This window comes from Micromonospora sp. NPDC049282 (assembly GCF_043197045.1).
Classification (GTDB): Bacteria; Actinomycetota; Actinomycetes; order Mycobacteriales; family Micromonosporaceae; genus Micromonospora.
Window position 1 is genome coordinate 171292 of the sequence record NZ_JBICSL010000007.1, and the last position, 16258, is coordinate 187549.

Below are 16258 nucleotides of genomic sequence, written 5' to 3' on the forward strand. Positions count from 1 at the left end.
GTGCCGCACGGCCCGGCTAGGGGTGTCCGGCGCCTCAGGCCGCCGTTAGCGTCAGCCATGGCCGATCCGGCCTGGTCATGGCCCCGCCAGGCGCACTTCGTCGCAAAATGAGGTCCTCACTGATGGCTGACAACGACACGCTTCGCGACTATCTGAAGCTGGTCACCACTGACCTGCACCGGGCACGCCAGCGCCTGCGGGAGGTCGAGGACGGCGGCCGGGAACCCATCGCCATCATCGGGATGAGTTGCCGCTACCCCGGTGGTGCCGGCTCGCCCGACGAGCTGTGGGACCTGGTGGCCGAGGGGCGGGACGGCATCGGTCCGTTCCCGACCGACCGGGGCTGGGACCTGAGCCGGCTCTTCGACGCCGATCCCGACCGCCCGGCCAGCAGCTACGTGCGCGAGGGCGGTTTCATCGACGGCGCCGGGGACTTCGACCCGGCGTTCTTCGGCATCTCGCCGCGCGAGGCGGTCGCCATGGACCCGCAGCAGCGGATCCTGCTCCAGTCCACGTGGGAGGCGATCGAGCGGGCTGGCATCGACCCGACGTCGCTGCGCGGCAGCCGCACCGGGGTCTTCGCCGGCACCAACGACCAGAACTACCTCGCGCTGTTCGGCAACGCCGGCTCGGACAGCGAGGGCTACCTCCTCACCGGCGGCGCCACCGCGGTCGTGTCCGGCCGGATCTCGTACGTGCTGGGCCTGGAGGGTCCGGCGCTCACCGTGGACACCGCGTGCTCGTCGTCGCTCGTCGCGTTGCACCTGGCGTGCCAGTCGCTGCGGCAGAACGAATGCTCGCTGGCGATCGCCGGTGGCGTCACCGTGATGGCCACACCTGGCGTGTTCACCGAGTTCAGCCGCCAGCGCGGCCTGGCCGGCGACGGTCGCTGCAAGTCGTTCGCCGAGGCCGCCGACGGCACCGGCTGGTCCGAGGGCGTCGGCGTGCTGCTCGTCGAGCGGCTCTCCGACGCGCAGCGCCTCGGCCACCCGATCCTGGCGGTGGTCCGGGGCAGCGCGGTCAACTCCGACGGCGCGTCCAACGGGTTGACCGCCCCGAACGGCCCGGCCCAGCAGCGGGTGATCCTGGAGGCGCTCACCAACGCCGGCCTCGCCCCCGCCGACGTCGACGCGGTCGAGGGCCACGGCACCGGCACCACCCTCGGCGACCCGATCGAGGCGCAGGCGCTGCTCGCCACGTACGGCCAGGACCGCACCGGCGAGCCGCTGTGGCTGGGCTCGGTCAAGTCGAACATCGGTCACCCGCAGGCCGCGGCCGGCGTGGCCGGCCTCATCAAGATGGTCATGGCGTTGCGTCACGGCGTGCTGCCCGGCACCCTGCACCTCGACGAGCCCACCTCGAACGTCGACTGGGCGGCCGGCCGGGTCAGCCTGCTGGCCGAGAAGCGCGACTGGCCGGAGACCGGCCGCCCCCGCCGGGCCGGCGTCTCGTCGTTCGGGGTGAGCGGCACCAACGCGCACATCATCCTCGAACAGTCCCCGGCGCCGGCCGCCCCGGAAGCGGGCGAGGACCTCGGTGAGCAGGTGACGGTGCCCGTCTCGGCGCGTACCGGCGAGGCGCTGCGCCGCCAGGCCGCCCAGCTGCGCGCCGCGGTGGACGCCGACCCGGCGATCCGGCCCGCCGACGTCGCCCGCACGATGGCCACCGCCCGGGCCGCGATGCCGCACCGGGCCGCCGTCCGGGCTGCCGACCGGGACGAGCTGCTGGCCGGGCTGGCCGCGATCGAGTCCGGTGCGGAGCGCGACGGCGTCGTCCGGGGCTCCACCCGCGACGGCAAGCTCGCCTTCCTGTTCACCGGCCAGGGCTCGCAGCGGATCGGGATGGGCTCGGGCCTGGCTGAGGAGTTCCCGGTCTTCGCGGCGAACTTCGACGCGATCTGCGCCCGCTTCGACGGACTGCGGGAGGCGCTCGGGTCCGAGGAGATCCACCAGACCGTCCACACCCAGGCCGCGCTCTTCGCCTTCGAGGTCGCGCTGGCCCGCCAGTTGGAGCACTGGGGCGTCGTGCCGGACCGGTTGCTCGGCCACTCGGTCGGCGAGATCGCCGCCGCCCACGTGGCCGGCGTGCTCGACCTGGACGACGCCTGCACGCTTGTCGCCGCCCGCGGCCGGCTCATGCAGGCGCTCCCGGCCGGTGGCGCGATGCTGGCCGTGGCCGCCACGGAGGCGGAGATCCGCGCCGAGCTGGTCGACGGCGTGGACGTCGCCGCGGTCAACGGGCCGGCCGCGGTGGTGGTCTCCGGCGACGCCGACGCGATCGACGAGCTCGACGCCCGCTGGCGCGAGCGGGGTTGGCAGACCAAGCGGTTGCGCGTCTCGCACGCCTTCCACTCGCCGCGCATGGACGCCATGCTCGACGACTTCCGGGCGGTGGCCGAGGGCCTCACCTACGCCGCGCCGCGTGTCCCGGTGGTGTCCAACCTGACCGGTGAGCCGGTCGACCGGATGGACGCCGGCTACTGGGTCCGGCACGTGCGCGGCACGGTCCGCTTCGCCGACGGGCTGGACTGGCTGCACGGGCGGGAAACCACCTCGTACGTGGAGATCGGACCGGACGGCGCGCTCACCGCGCTCGCCGCCGAGCACCTGGCCGACGTCACCGCCGTCGCCACCCAGCGCCGTGACCGTCCCGAGGCCGCGGCGCTGTGGTCCGCGCTCGCCGCCGCGTACGCCGGCGGGGTGCCGGTCGACTGGACCGCCGTGAACGGCGCGGCCGGCCGGATCGTCGCGCTGCCCACCTATCCGTTCGCGCGGCAGCGGTTCTGGCCGAAGCCGGCGCCGGGCTGGGGCGACGTCGCGGCCGCCGGCCTCGGCGTGACCGACCACCCGCTGCTCGGCGCCGGCGTCATGCTGGCCGGCGGCGACGAGGCGCTGTTCACCGGCCGCCTCTCGGTGGCCACCCATCCGGCGCTCGCCGACCACGTCGTGCTCGGCCGGATCGTGCTGCCCGGCGCCGCGCTGGCCGAGGCCGCCGTGCGCGCCGGGGACCAGGTCGGCTGCGGCGTCGTGCAGGAGCTGGTCCTCCAGACGCCGCTGGTCGTGCCGGCCGACGCCGCCGTGCAGGTGCAGGTGCTGGTGGGCGCGGCGGACGCGGAGGGCCGCCGGGACATCACCTTCCACTCGCGGGTGGCGGACGCGGCGGCCGACGGCTGGCCGGAGGAGCCGTGGACCCGGCACGCGACAGGCGTCCTCGCCCCGGCCGCGGCGGCCACCCCGGCGCCGCCCGCGCCGTCCTGGCCGCCGGCCGACGCCGAGCGGATCGACGTGGCGGCGATCTACCAGGGCTTCGACGCCGCCGGTCTGGCGTACGGCCCGGTCTTCCGGGGCATCCGGTCGGCCTGGCGGGCCGGCGACGAGATCCTGGCCGAGCTGCGCCTGCCGGCGAGCGAGGAGTCCGACGCCCGCCGCTACGGCCTGCACCCGGCGTTGTTCGACGCGGGCCTGCAGGCGCTGGCCGCCCGGGTGACCGCCGCGGACGGCTTCACCGGCCTCCCGTTCTCCTTCACCGGGGTCACCCTGCGGGCGGCCGGCGCGACCACGTTGCGGGTCCGGCTCGTCCCGGACGGCGTGGACGCGGTCCGGCTGGACGCGTACGACGACACCGGCGCACCCGTGCTCACGGTCGACCGGGTGCTGCTGCGCCCGATCGCCGGGGCGCAGTTCGCCACCCGGGCCGCCGGTCCGGCGGCGCTCCTTCGGTTGGCCTGGTCCCCGCTGGCCGCCGACGACGCCCCGGCGCCCCGCTGGGCGCAGCTCGACGGCGACCCGATCGGCGCCGGCGTACCGGTCGGCGACGACGCCGACGTCCTGCTGGTCCCGGTGTTCGGGTACGCGCCGACCGCCGAGGGCGTCCGCGCCGCCACCGTCCGCACGCTCGACCTGCTCAACCGCCCGCGGAAGAACGCCGGCCGCCTGGTCGTGGTCACCCGCGGCGCCGTCGCGGCCGAGCCGGGCGACCAGGTCACCGACCTGGCCGGCGCGGCTGTCTGGGGCCTCGTCCGGTCGGCCCAGGTCGAGGACCCGGGCAGCATCGTGCTCGTCGACCTGCCCGGCGGTCCGCTCGTCGCGCCCGACCCGCTGCCCGCCCTGGCGGCCGGGTTGGCCACCGGCGAACCGCAGCTGGCGATCCGGACCGCCGGCCTGTACCGGGCCCGGCTGCGCCGGCTGGAGCCGGCCGCCGACCTCGCCCCGCCCGCCGGCACCGACCACTGGCGGCTCGCGCTGCCCGAGAACGGCACGCTCGACCAGCTCGCGCTCGTGCCGTCCGGCGCGGACGCGCCGCTGGCGCCCGGCCAGGTCCGCCTCTCGGTCCGCGCCGCCGGCCTGAACTTCCGCGACGTGCTGGCCGCGCTCGGCATGTACCCCGGCCGCGTCGACCTCGGCGCCGAGGTCGCCGGCGTCGTCCTCGAGGTCGCGCCGGACGTCGCCACGCTGCGCCCCGGCGACCGCGTGTTCGGCCTCTGCCCCGGGTCGTTCGGCCCGGTCGCGGTGGCCGACCACCGGGTGCTCGCGCCGATGCCCGAGCGGTGGACGTTCGCCGAGGCGGCGTCCGTGCCGATCGTCTACGGCACCGCCCGGTACGGCCTGCACGACCTCGGTGCGCTCACCGCCGGCCGGTCGGTGCTGATCCACGCCGCGACCGGCGGCGTCGGCCTGGCCGCCGTGCAGCTCGCCCGGCACCTCGGCGCCGAGGTCTTCGCCACCGCGAGCCCGGCCAAGTGGGACGTGCTGCGCGGGCTGGGCCTGGACGACGCGCACATCGCGTCGTCGCGGGACCTCGGCTTCGCGACCGCGTTCGACCGCGTCGACGTGGTGCTGAACAGCCTGGCCGGTGAGTTCGTGGACGCCTCGCTGCGACTGCTCTCGGGCGGCGGCACGTTCGTCGAGATGGGCAAGAGCGATCTGCGCGACCCGGAGGCGGTGGCCGCCGCCCACCCGGGCGTCACCTACCGCGCGTTCGACCTGATCGACGCCGGACCCGCCCGCATCCAGGAGATCCTCGCCCGGCTGCGGGAGCTGTTCGAGGACGGCAGCCTGGAGCTGTCGCCGATCCACGCCTGGGACGTCCGCCGGGCGCCCGAGGCGTTCCGGCACGTCAGCCAGGCGCGACACGTCGGCAAGGTGGTGCTCACCGTGCCCCGGCCGCTCGACCCGGCCGGCACGGTCCTGATCACCGGCGGCACCGGCCGGCTCGGCACCCTGGTCGCCCGGCACCTGGTCGCCGCGCACGGCGTCCGGCACCTGATCCTGGCGAGCCGCCGCGGCCCGGACCGCGCCGACCCGGCCGACGGCCCGGTGGCGGGCGCCGAGGTGGTCGCCTGCGACGTCGGTGACCGGTCCGCCCTCGCCGCGCTGATCGGCGCCATCCCCGCCGACCGGCCGCTGACCGGGGTCTTCCACATCGCCGGCGTGCTCGACGACGGGGTCGTCTCCGCGCTGACCCCGGAGCGGCTGGACACCGTGCTGCGGCCCAAGGCCGACGCCGCGCTGCACCTGGACGAGCTGACCCGTGGCCTCGACCTCGCCGCCTTCGTCGTCTTCTCCGCGCTGGCCGGCACGGTGGGCAGCGCCGGACAGGCCGGATACGCGGCCGCCAACAGCTTCCTCGACGCGCTCGTGGCCCGGCGTCGCGCGGCCGGCCTGCCGGCCCAATCGCTCGCCTGGGGCCCGTGGTCCGGCGGCGGCATGGTCGGACAGCTCACCGACGGCGACCGGGCGCGCCTGGCCGCCTCCGGCTTCCCACCGCTGACCGAGGCCGACGGGCTCGCGCTGCTGGACGCCGCGCTCGCCGCCGCCACCCCGGTCCTCGTACCGACCGGGTTCGACCCGGCCGCGTTGTCCGCCCGCGCCGCCGACCTGCCCGCCGTGCTGACCGAGCTGGCGCGCGCCCCGCAGCGCCGCACGGCCGAGACCGGACGCGACGCCGCCCGGTCCTTCCTGGACCGCGCCGACCGGCTGCGAGCCCTGCTGGACCAGGTACGCGCGGACGCCGCCACGGTGCTCGGCCTGCCCGGCCCGCAGGCGGTCGAGCCGGACCGACCGTTCAAGGAGATCGGCTTCGACTCGCTGACCTCGATCGAACTGCGCAACCGCCTGCGTGCGGCGCTCGGGACGCGGCTACCCGCCACGCTCGTGTTCGACCACCCGACCCCGGCGGCCGTCGCCGCCTTCCTCGACGCCGAACTGGGCGGATCCGCCGCCGAGGCGCCCGCCGCCCCGGGGACGGCCGATCGGGGGAGACCGGCCGACGACCCGATCGCCATCGTGGGCATGGGGTGCCGGTTCCCGGGTGGGGCGGACACCCCGGACGCGCTGTGGCGCATCGTCGCCGGCGGCGTCGACGCGGTCGACGCGTTCCCGGACGACCGCGGCTGGAACGTCGAGCACCTCTTCGAACCCGGCACCTCGTACACCTTCGAGGGTGGCTTCGTCGACGGCGTGGCCGACTTCGACGCCGGCTTCTTCTCGATCAGCCCGCGCGAGGCGGTCACCATGGACCCGCAGCAGCGGCTGCTGCTGGAGACGTCCTGGGAGGCGTTCGAGCGGGCCGGCATCGACCCGGAGACGCTGCGCGGCAGCCGTACCGGCGTCTACGTCGGCGCCGCCACCACCGGCTACGGCGTCGGCGACCTGCGGTTGCCCGAGGGCTCCGAACCGCACCTGCTCACCGGCACCGCGACCAGCGTGGTCGCCGGCCGGATCTCCTACACGTTCGGCCTGGAGGGCCCGGCCGTCACGGTCGACACCGCCTGCTCGTCCTCGCTGGTGGCGCTGCACCTGGCGGCCGAGGCGCTGCGGCACGGCGAGTGCGACCTCGCCATCGCCGGCGGCGCCACCGTGATGACCACGCCCGGGATGTTCCTGGACAGCAGTCGCGGCGGCGCGCTCGCCCCGGACGGGCGGTGCAAGGCGTTCGCCGACGGCGCCGACGGCACCGGCTGGGGCGAGGGCGCCGGCGTGGTGCTGATCGAGCGGCTCAGCGACGCCCGCCGCCACGGGCACCCGGTCCTCGCGCTGGTCGCCGGTTCGGCGGTCAACCACGACGGGGCCAGCAACGGGCTCACCGCCCCGAACGGGCCGTCGCAGCAGCGGGTCATCGCCGCGGCGCTGCGGCACGCCGGCCTCGCCGCCGCCGACGTGGACGCGGTCGAGGCGCACGGCACCGGCACCGCGCTCGGCGACCCGATCGAGGCGCAGGCGCTGCTGGCCACGTACGGCCGGGACCGCGCCGACGACGCCCCGCTCCGGTTGGGTTCGATCAAGTCGAACATCGGGCACACCCAGTCGGCGGCCGGCGTGGCCGGGATCATCAAGATGGTGATGGCGCTGCGGCACGGGCTGCTCCCCGCCACCCTGCACGTCGACCGCCCGTCCGAGCACGTCGACTGGTCCGCCGGCGGCGTCCGGCTGCTCACCGAGCCGATGCCGTGGGCCGCCGCCGACCGGGTCCGCCGGGCCGGCGTGTCCTCGTTCGGCATGAGCGGCACCAACGCCCACGTGATCATCGAGGAGGCCCCGCCGGCGGTCGGGACCACGGCGACCGGCGAGACCGGCGGCCCGTGGCTGCTGTCGGCCCGCACCGCCAAGGCCCTGCGTGCCCAGGCCGAGCGGCTGCGCGCCCACCTCGACACCGAGCCCGGCTGGCGACCGGACGACGTGGCGTACGCGCTGAGCGCCGCCCGGGGCCGGTTGCCGCACCGCGCGGTGCTGTTCGCCGACGACCGGGACGGCTTCACCGGGCTGCTCGACGCGCTCGCCGCCGACAGCGGCGCGCCCGGCCTGGTCCGCGGCGTCGCCGGCGCCGGCGGGAAGGTCGCCTTCGTCTTCCCCGGCCAGGGCCCGCAGTGGCTCGGCATGGCCGAAGGGCTGCTGGCGTCCTCGCCGGTCTTCCGCGCCTCGGTCGAGGCCTGCGACGCCGCGCTGCGGCCCCGGCTCGGCTGGTCGGTGACCGACGTGCTGCGCGGCGCCGACCCGGAGCGGTCGCTCGACGACGTCGCGGTGGTCCAGCCCGCGTTGTTCGCCACCATGATCTCGCTGGCCGAGCTGTGGCGCGCCGAGGGCGTCGAGCCGGCCGCCGTGGTCGGTCACTCCCAGGGTGAGGTGGCCGCCGCCTACCTGGCCGGTGGCCTGACCCTGGACGACGCCGCCACGGTGATCGCCGTGCGCAGCCGCCTGCTGGCCGAGCGGGGCGCTCAGATCGCCGGCGCGATGGTCGCGGTGTCGCTGCCCGCCGCCGACGTCGAGGCCCGGCTCGGCGACTACCCCGGCCTGGACGTGGTCGCCGTCAACGGCCCCCGTACCGTCTCGGTGGCCGGTGACCCGGAGACCGCCGACCGCCTGTTCGCCGACCTGTCCGCCGAGGGCGTACGCGTCCGCAAGATCCGCATCCCCGGCGCGGCCCACTCCTGGCACATGGACGTGCTGCGCGAACCCGTGCTGGCCGAGCTGGCCGGCATCACCCCCCGAACCGGCGACGGCCCGGTGTTCTACTCGACCGTCGCCGGGGGACCGGTGGACACCGCCGGGCTCGACGCGGCGTACTGGTACCGCAACATCCGGCAGACGGTCCGCTTCGCCGACGCGGTACGGCAGCTCCTGCGCGACGGGCACACCGTCTTCGTCGAGGCGAGCACCCACCCGGTGCTGGTGCACGCCGTGCAGGACGCCGCCGAGGACGCGAACGTCGAGGCGGTCGCGGTCGGGTCGCTGCGCCGCGACGAGGGCGGCCTGGACCGCTTCCGGGCCTCGGTGGCCGAGGCGTACGCCCACGGCGCCCGGTTCGACTGGGCCGCGCTGCCGTCGCGGGCCGACGGCGCCGCGCCGCCGGTGCCGCTGCCCACGTACGCGTTCCAGCACCAGCGGTTCTGGCTCGAACCGAACCCCGCGCCGGCCTCCACGGGCACCGCGCAGGACGCCGCCGAGGCCGGGTTCTGGGACGCGGTCGAACGCGCCGACCTGACCCCGCTGATCGAGGCGTTCGGCGCCGACGACGCCGACCGGATCGCCCCGGTGCTGCCAATGTTGGCCTCCTGGCGGTCACGGGAGCAGCGCCGCCGCACCGTCGACGGCTGGTGCTACCGCGTCGAGTGGCGACCGGTGCCGACCGGCGGACCGGCCACGCTCGCCGGCCGGTGGCTGCTCGTCGCCCCGGACGGTGAGCCGACGGCGACGGAGGTCGGCCGGCTGCTCACCGCGCACGGCGCCGAGGTGGTCACCGACGCCGACGCGACGGACCTCGCGGGCGTCGTGTCCCTGCTGGCGCTGGACGAGACCCCGCACCCGGACTGGCCGGACGTCACCCGCGGCACCGTCGGCAACCTGGCCCTCGTCCAGGAGCACGCCCGCGCCGACCGGGACGCCCCGCTCTGGCTCGCCACCCGGGGCGCCGTCAGCGTCTCCCCGGCCGACCGGACCACCGGCGCGACCCAGGCCCAGAGCTGGGGCCTGGGCCTGGTGGCCAGCCTGGAACAGCCCGGCCGGTTCGGCGGCCTGCTCGACCTTCCGCCGGACCTCGACGCCCGCGCGGCGGGCCGGATCGCGGCCGTGCTGGCCGGGATCGGGGACGAGGACCAACTGGCCGTGCGGGCCTCCGGCGTCCTCGCCCGGCGGATGGTGCGCGCCGCGCCGAACCCGAACCGCAGGCCCGCGCCGAGCCTGCGCGGCACGGTGCTGATCACCGGCGGCACCGGCACGATCGGCGCCCACGTCGCCCGTCGGCTGGCCGTGGCCGGCGCACGACGGCTGATCCTGACCAGCCGCCGTGGCCTCGACGCGCCCGGCGCGGCGGAGCTGGCCGAGGAGCTCACCGAACTCGGCGCGCAGGTCCGGATCGCCGCCTGCGACGTGGCCGACCGCGAGGCGCTGAGCGGGCTGCTCGCCACCGTCGACGACACCGCCCCGCTGACCGCCGTCTTCCACGCCGCCGGGGTCGCCCAGTCCACCCCGATCACCGACATCGACCCGGCCGAGCTGGCCGCCACCGTGCGCGGCAAGGCCACCGGCGCCCGCAACCTCGACGAGCTGGCCGGCGACGACCTGGAGGCGTTCGTCGTCTTCTCCTCCGGCGCGAGCGTCTGGGGCGGGGGCGGCCAGGCCGCGTACGCCGCCGGCAACGCCTACCTGGACGCCCTGTGCCGGCAGCGGCACGAGCGCGGGCAGGCCGCGCTGGCGGTCTCCTGGGGCGGCTGGGAGGGCAGCGGCATGGCCACCGCCGACGCGGTCGCCCAGCTCGCCCGGCGCGGCCTGCGCCCGATGCCGCCGCAGCTCGCCCTGGCCGCGCTCGATGCGGCGATGGGTGAGCCGGAGCCGCACCTCACCGTCGCCGACATCGACTGGGAGCGGTTCGCGCCCAGCTACACCGCCGCGCGCCCGCGACGGCTGCTCGACGAGATCCCGGAAGCCCGCGTCGGACGCGAGGCGGACCGGCCGGCCGGCGCCGAGGGCGAGGTGGGCGAGTTCGCCGCCCGGCTGACCGCGCTGCCGGCCGGCGAGCGCAAGCGCTTCCTGCAGGATCTGGTGCGCAACCTGGCCGCCGACACGCTCGGGCACACCGGGGTGGAGGAGATCGCACCCAACCGCGCGTTCCGGGAACTGGGCTTCGACTCGGTCACCGCGGTCGACGTCCGCAACAAGCTGCGCGCCGCCACCGGCCTGCAACTGCCCACCACGCTGATCTTCGACTACCCGACCCCGACGCTGCTCGCCGAGCACCTGCGCGCCGAGCTGCTCGGCGAGGCGCCGGCCGAGACCGTCGTGACGGCCGCCAACGGCGCCGACGAGCCGATCGCCATTGTGGGGATGAGCTGCCGGTACGCCGGTGGCGTGCGCACCCCGGAGGAGCTGTGGGAGCTGGTGGTCAACGGCGTCGACGCGGTCGACCGGTTCCCCGACGACCGCGGCTGGGACCTCGACGCCCTCTACGACCCGGACCCGGACGCGTCGGGCGCCTCCTACGTCCGCGAGGGCGCGTTCATCTACGACGCCGGTGACTTCGACGCCGGGTTCTTCAGCATCAGCCCGCGCGAGGCGCTCGCCATGGACCCGCAGCAGCGGATCCTGCTGGAGACGTCCTGGGAGGCGATCGAGCGGGGCGGGATCAACCCGCAGACGCTGGCCCGCAGCCGGACCGGGGTCTTCGTCGGCACCTCGTTCCAGGGCTACGGGATGGGCGCGCACCTGGGTCTCGGCGCCACCGAAGGCTTCTTCCTCGCCGGCACCGGCACCGCCGCCGTCTCCGGCCGGGTGGCCTACGGGCTCGGGCTGGAAGGGCCGGCCGTCACCGTCGACACCGCCTGCTCGTCGTCGCTGGTGGCCCTGCACCTCGGCGCCCAGGCGCTGCGGCAGGGCGAGTGCGACCTCGCGCTTGCGGGCGGCGTCGCCGTGCTGCCCACGCCGACCTCGTTCACCGAGTTCAGCCGCCAGCGCGGCCTGGCCCCGGACGGCCGCTGCAAGCCGTTCGCGGCCGCCGCCGACGGCACCGGCTGGGGCGAGGGCGCGGGCGTCGTCCTGCTGGAGCGCCTCTCCGACGCGATCCGCAACGGGCACCCGGTGCTCGCGGTGGTCGCCGCCACCGCGACCAACCAGGACGGCGCCTCCAACGGCCTGACCGCCCCCAACGGCCCGTCCCAGCAGCGGGTGATCGCGCAGACGCTGGCGAACGCCGGCCTGGCGCCGGCCGACGTCGACCTGGTCGAGGCGCACGGCACCGGCACCACGCTGGGCGACCCGATCGAGGCCCAGGCGATCATCGCGACGTACGGGCAGAACCGGCCAGACGACCGGCCGCTCTGGCTCGGCTCGGTCAAGTCCAACATCGGGCACACCCAGTCCGCGGCCGGCGTGGCCGGCGTGATCAAGGCGGTGATGGCCGTCCGGCACGGCGTGCTGCCGCCGAGCCTGCACGTCGACGAGCCCACCCCGCACGTCGACTGGGAGCGCGGCGCGGTCCGGCTGCTGACCGAGGGACGGCCGTGGCCGTCCACCGGCGGCCCGCGCCGGGCCGGCATCTCGTCGTTCGGCGGCACCGGCACCAACGCGCACGCCATCGTCGAGCAGGCTCCGGAGCCCGCCGGGACCGACCCCGGCGCGCCGGCGTCGGAGGTCCCGCTGGCCTGGCTGCTCTCCGGCCGCACCGAGGAGGCTCTGCGGGAGCAGGCCGACCGGCTGCGCCGGCACCTCGCCGGCCTTCCCGACACCGGGCCCGGCCCGGTCGCCTGGTCGCTGGCCACCACCCGGGCCGCCTTCGAACACCGGGCGGTGCTGCTCGGCGCCGACCGGGACGACCTGCTGGGTCGCCTGGACGACCTGATCGCCGCCCGGCCCTCCGCCGACGTGATCACCGGCACGGTGACGACCGGCGAGACGGTCTTCGTCTATCCGGGGCAGGGCAGCCAGTGGATCGGCATGGCCGCCACCTTGATGGACACCGCGCCGGTGTTCGCCGACGCCATCGACGAGTGCGCCCTGGCGCTCGCGCCGCACCTCGACTGGTCGTTGCAGGCCGTCCTGCGCGACCGGCCCGACGCCGCCTCGCTGGAGCGGGTCGACGTGGTCCAGCCGGTGCTGTTCGCGGTGATGGTGGCGCTCACCCGGCTCTGGGAGTCCTGGGGCGTGGTGCCGGACGCCGTGGTCGGCCACTCGCAGGGCGAGATCGTCGCCGCCCACGTGGCCGGTGGCCTCAGCCTCGACGACGCCGCCCGGATCGTCGCCGTCCGGAGCAAGCTCGTCGGCACCGTCGCCGGCACCGGCGGCATGGTCTCGGTGTGGCTGGGCGCCGGCCCGGTCGGGGAGCGGCTCGCCGCCCACCCCGACCTGTCGGTCGCGGCCGTCAACGGCCCGGAGACCACGGTGGTGGCCGGCCCCGCCGACAGCCTGGACCGGTTCGTCGAGGCCTGCGCCGCGGACGGCGTACGGGTCCGGCGGATCGCGGTCGACTACGCCTCGCACAGCCCGCAGATGGACGCGCTGCGCGACGAGCTGACCACCCTGCTCGGCCCGGTACGCCCCGGCCCGGGCCGGATCCCGATGTGGTCCACGGTGGACGACGGCTGGACGGACACCGCCACGATGGACGCCGGCTACTGGTTCCGCAACCTGCGCCGGCCGGTGCTCTTCGACTCCGCCGTCCGCGGCCTGGCCGCCGACGGATACCACTTCTTCGTCGAGGTCAGCGCCCACCCGGTGCTCGCCATGGCGGTCCGCGCGACGCTCGACGAGACCGACCCCGGCAGCCGTGGCGCGATCGTCGGCACGCTGCGCCGCGACGAGGGCGACCTGGCCCGGGTGCTGCGCTCGGCCGCCGAGCTGCACGCCCAGGGCGGCCCGGTCGACTGGCCGGCCGCGCTCGCCGGGCACGCCGCGCCGGTCGTGCCGCTGCCGACGTACCCGTTCCAGCGCAGCCGCTACTGGCTCACCCCGACGCGTACGGCGCCGGCCGGTGACCTGAGCGGCGCCGGCCTGACCGCCGCCGGCCACCCGTTGCTCGGCGCCGCCGTGGCGCTGGCCGACGGCGACGGGCTGGTGCTGACCGGCCGGCTCAGCGCCGGCGACCAGCGTTGGCTGGGCGACCACGCGGTGCTCGGGACGGTGCTGCTGCCCGGTACCGCGTTCGTCGAGCTGGCGTTGCAGGCCGGCCTGCGGGTCGGCGCCGCAGCGCTGGACGAGCTGACCCTGGAGGCGCCGCTGGTGCTCACCGAGCGGCAGGCGGTCCGGATCCAGGTCGTGGTCGGCCCGCCCGGTGAGGCCGGCCGCCGCACCGTCGCCGTCCATGCCCGCCCGGACACCGAATCCGGCGACGGCGTGGAGTGGACCCGCCACGCCAGCGCCATCCTCGCTCCCGCCGTGGCCGAGCCCGACTTCGACCTGCAAGAGTGGCCGCCGGCCGGGGCGCAGGCGGTCGACACGACCGGCTTCTACGACGACCTGACCGAGCGCGGCTACGGCTACGGACCCGCGTTCCAGGGCCTGCGGGCCATGTGGAAGCGCGACGGCGAGGTCTTTGCCGAGGTCGCCCTCCCCGACGACGACGGGGACGACGCGGCCGCGTACGGCGTGCACCCGGCGCTGCTGGACGCCGCGCTGCACGGCATCGGGCTGCTCCGGTCGCTGCACGCGGCCGCCGGTGGCGCCGGGCCGCAGGGCGCCGAGCTGCCGTTCTCCTTCAGCGGGGTGCGCCTCTGGGCCACCGGCGCGGACACGGTCCGGGTCCGGCTCGGCCTCTCCGAGCAGAACGGCATCGTGGTGCGGATCGCCGACGCCGCGGGCGCCCCGGTGGTCGCGGTCGACGCGCTCGCCGCCCGGCCGCTGCCGGCCTCGTTCGGCGCGTCCGGCCCGGCCCGACCGACCACGCTGTACGAGCTGGACTGGAGCGACCTCACCGTCGCCCCGGCCGATCCGGGGCACTGGCTGGTCGTCGGCGACGCCCCGCTGGCCGACGAGGTGCGCGCGGCCGGCGGCCGGGTCACCACCTGCGCCACGTTCGACGACGTCGCCGGTCACTTCGACGGCGCCGACGACCCGGCGGTGGTGGTGGTCGCGCTGTCCGCGACCGACGACGGCGACGGCGACGTCGTCGACCGGGCGGCGGGTTGCGTGCATGAGGCCCTCGCGCTGGCCCAGGGGTGGATCGGCGACGACCGCTTCGAACCGGCGCGCCTGCTGGTGGTCTCGCACGGCGCGGTCGCGGCGACGGACGGCGCGAAGCCCGCGCTCGCCCCCGCGGCGGCCTGGGGGCTGCTGCGTTCGGCCCAGTCCGAGCACCCGAACCGCTTCGTCCTGCTCGACCTGGGCGCGGACGCCGACCTCGAGCTGCTGCCGGCGGCGGTGTGCTCCGGCGAGCCGCAGCTGGCCGCCGCGGGAGGCCGGGTCCGCGCGGCCCGCCTGGTGCGTGCCGCGCCGGCCGAGGGCGACACCGCGCCGGCCTTCGGGCCGGACGGCACCGTCCTGGTCACCGGCGGCACCGGCACGCTGGGCAGCGCGCTGGTGCGGCACCTGGCGGGCGTCCACGGCGTACGCAACTTCCTGGTCACCAGCCGCAGCGGCGCCGACGCGCCGGGCGCCGCCGACCTGGTCGCCGACGTCGCCGCCCTCGGCGCCGAGGCGACGGTGGTGGCCTGCGACGCGGCCGACCGGGACCGGCTGGCCGAAGTCCTGGGCGGGATCCCGGCCGACCGGCCGCTGACCGGCGTGGTGCACGCGGTCGGCGTCCTGGACGACGGGGTGATCGCGGCGCTCGACCCCGGCCGGGTCGACCTGGTGATGCGCGGCAAGGCCCGGGGCGCGACGAACCTGCACGACCTCACCCGCGATCTCGACCTCACCGCGTTCGTGCTGTTCTCCTCGGCCGCCGGCACGTTCGGCGGGGCCGGGCAGGGCAACTACGCGGCCGCCAACGCGTTCCTCGACGCGCTGGCCCAGCGGCGCCGGGCGGACGGGCTGGTGGCCAAGTCGCTGCCGTGGGGCCCGTGGGCGCAGCCGACCGGGATGACCGGCGCGCTGACCGAACTCGACGTGCGCCGGGTCGAGCGGACCGGCCTGCGGCCGATGGAGACCTCGTACGGGATGACGCTGTTCGACGCGGCGGTGCGCCACCCCGCGCCGGTGGTGGTGCCCCTGCTGTTCGCGCAGGGCGCGCTGAGCGCGGCGACCGGGCCGCTGCTGCACCTGCTGCGCTCGCTGGTGCGTACGCCGGTGCGGTCCGCGGCCGGCCGCCCGGCCGAGAGTGACGGCCCGCCGCTGCGCGAGCGGCTGGTCGAGCTGCCCGACGAGGAGCGGCAGCGCGTCGTGCTCGACTTCGTACGGACCCACGTCGCGGTCGTGCTCGGCTATCCGTCCGGCGGTGAGGTGCGCTCCGAACGGGGCTTCCTCGACCTCGGCATGGACTCCCTGACCGGCATCGAGCTGCGCAACCGGATCGCCGGCGTCACCGGCCTGCGGTTGCCCGCGACGCTGGTCTTCGACCACCCGACCCCGATGGCGCTGGCCCAGCATCTGCGGCTCGCGCTCGTGCCACCCGCCAAGCCGGCCGCCGAGGTCGCCTTGGAGGAGCTGGACCGGCTGGAGGCCGTGCTGGACGCGGTCGAGCCCGGTGACGACGCCCATGCACGTGTCAAGCGGAGGTTGCGCTCGCTCGTCGCCCGCCTGAACGGCGGGACCGAGGACACGGACGGTGAGCAGAACCTCGAGTCGGCGACGGCGGAGGAGCTCTTCGAGTTCCTCGACCGCGCGGTGTGAGCGACGGA

The 16258-nt window shown here is 76.5% G+C and carries 1 protein-coding gene; it reads left to right on the forward strand.

Features of this window, described 5'->3' with window-relative positions:
• The first annotated feature begins 122 nt into the window (after positions 1 to 122).
• Positions 123 to 16250, forward strand: a complete 16128-nt coding sequence (locus ACGFI2_RS14355) for a type I polyketide synthase (RefSeq protein ID WP_393515991.1) — start codon at positions 123 to 125, stop codon at positions 16248 to 16250.
• The last annotated feature ends 8 nt before the right edge of the window (positions 16251 to 16258 follow it).

Bases quoted from the DNA above. Each gene is read 5' to 3' on its own strand.
- ACGFI2_RS14355 (WP_393515991.1), top strand. From the start codon at position 123: ATGGCTGACAACGACACGCTTCGCGACTATCTGAAGCTGGTCACCACT.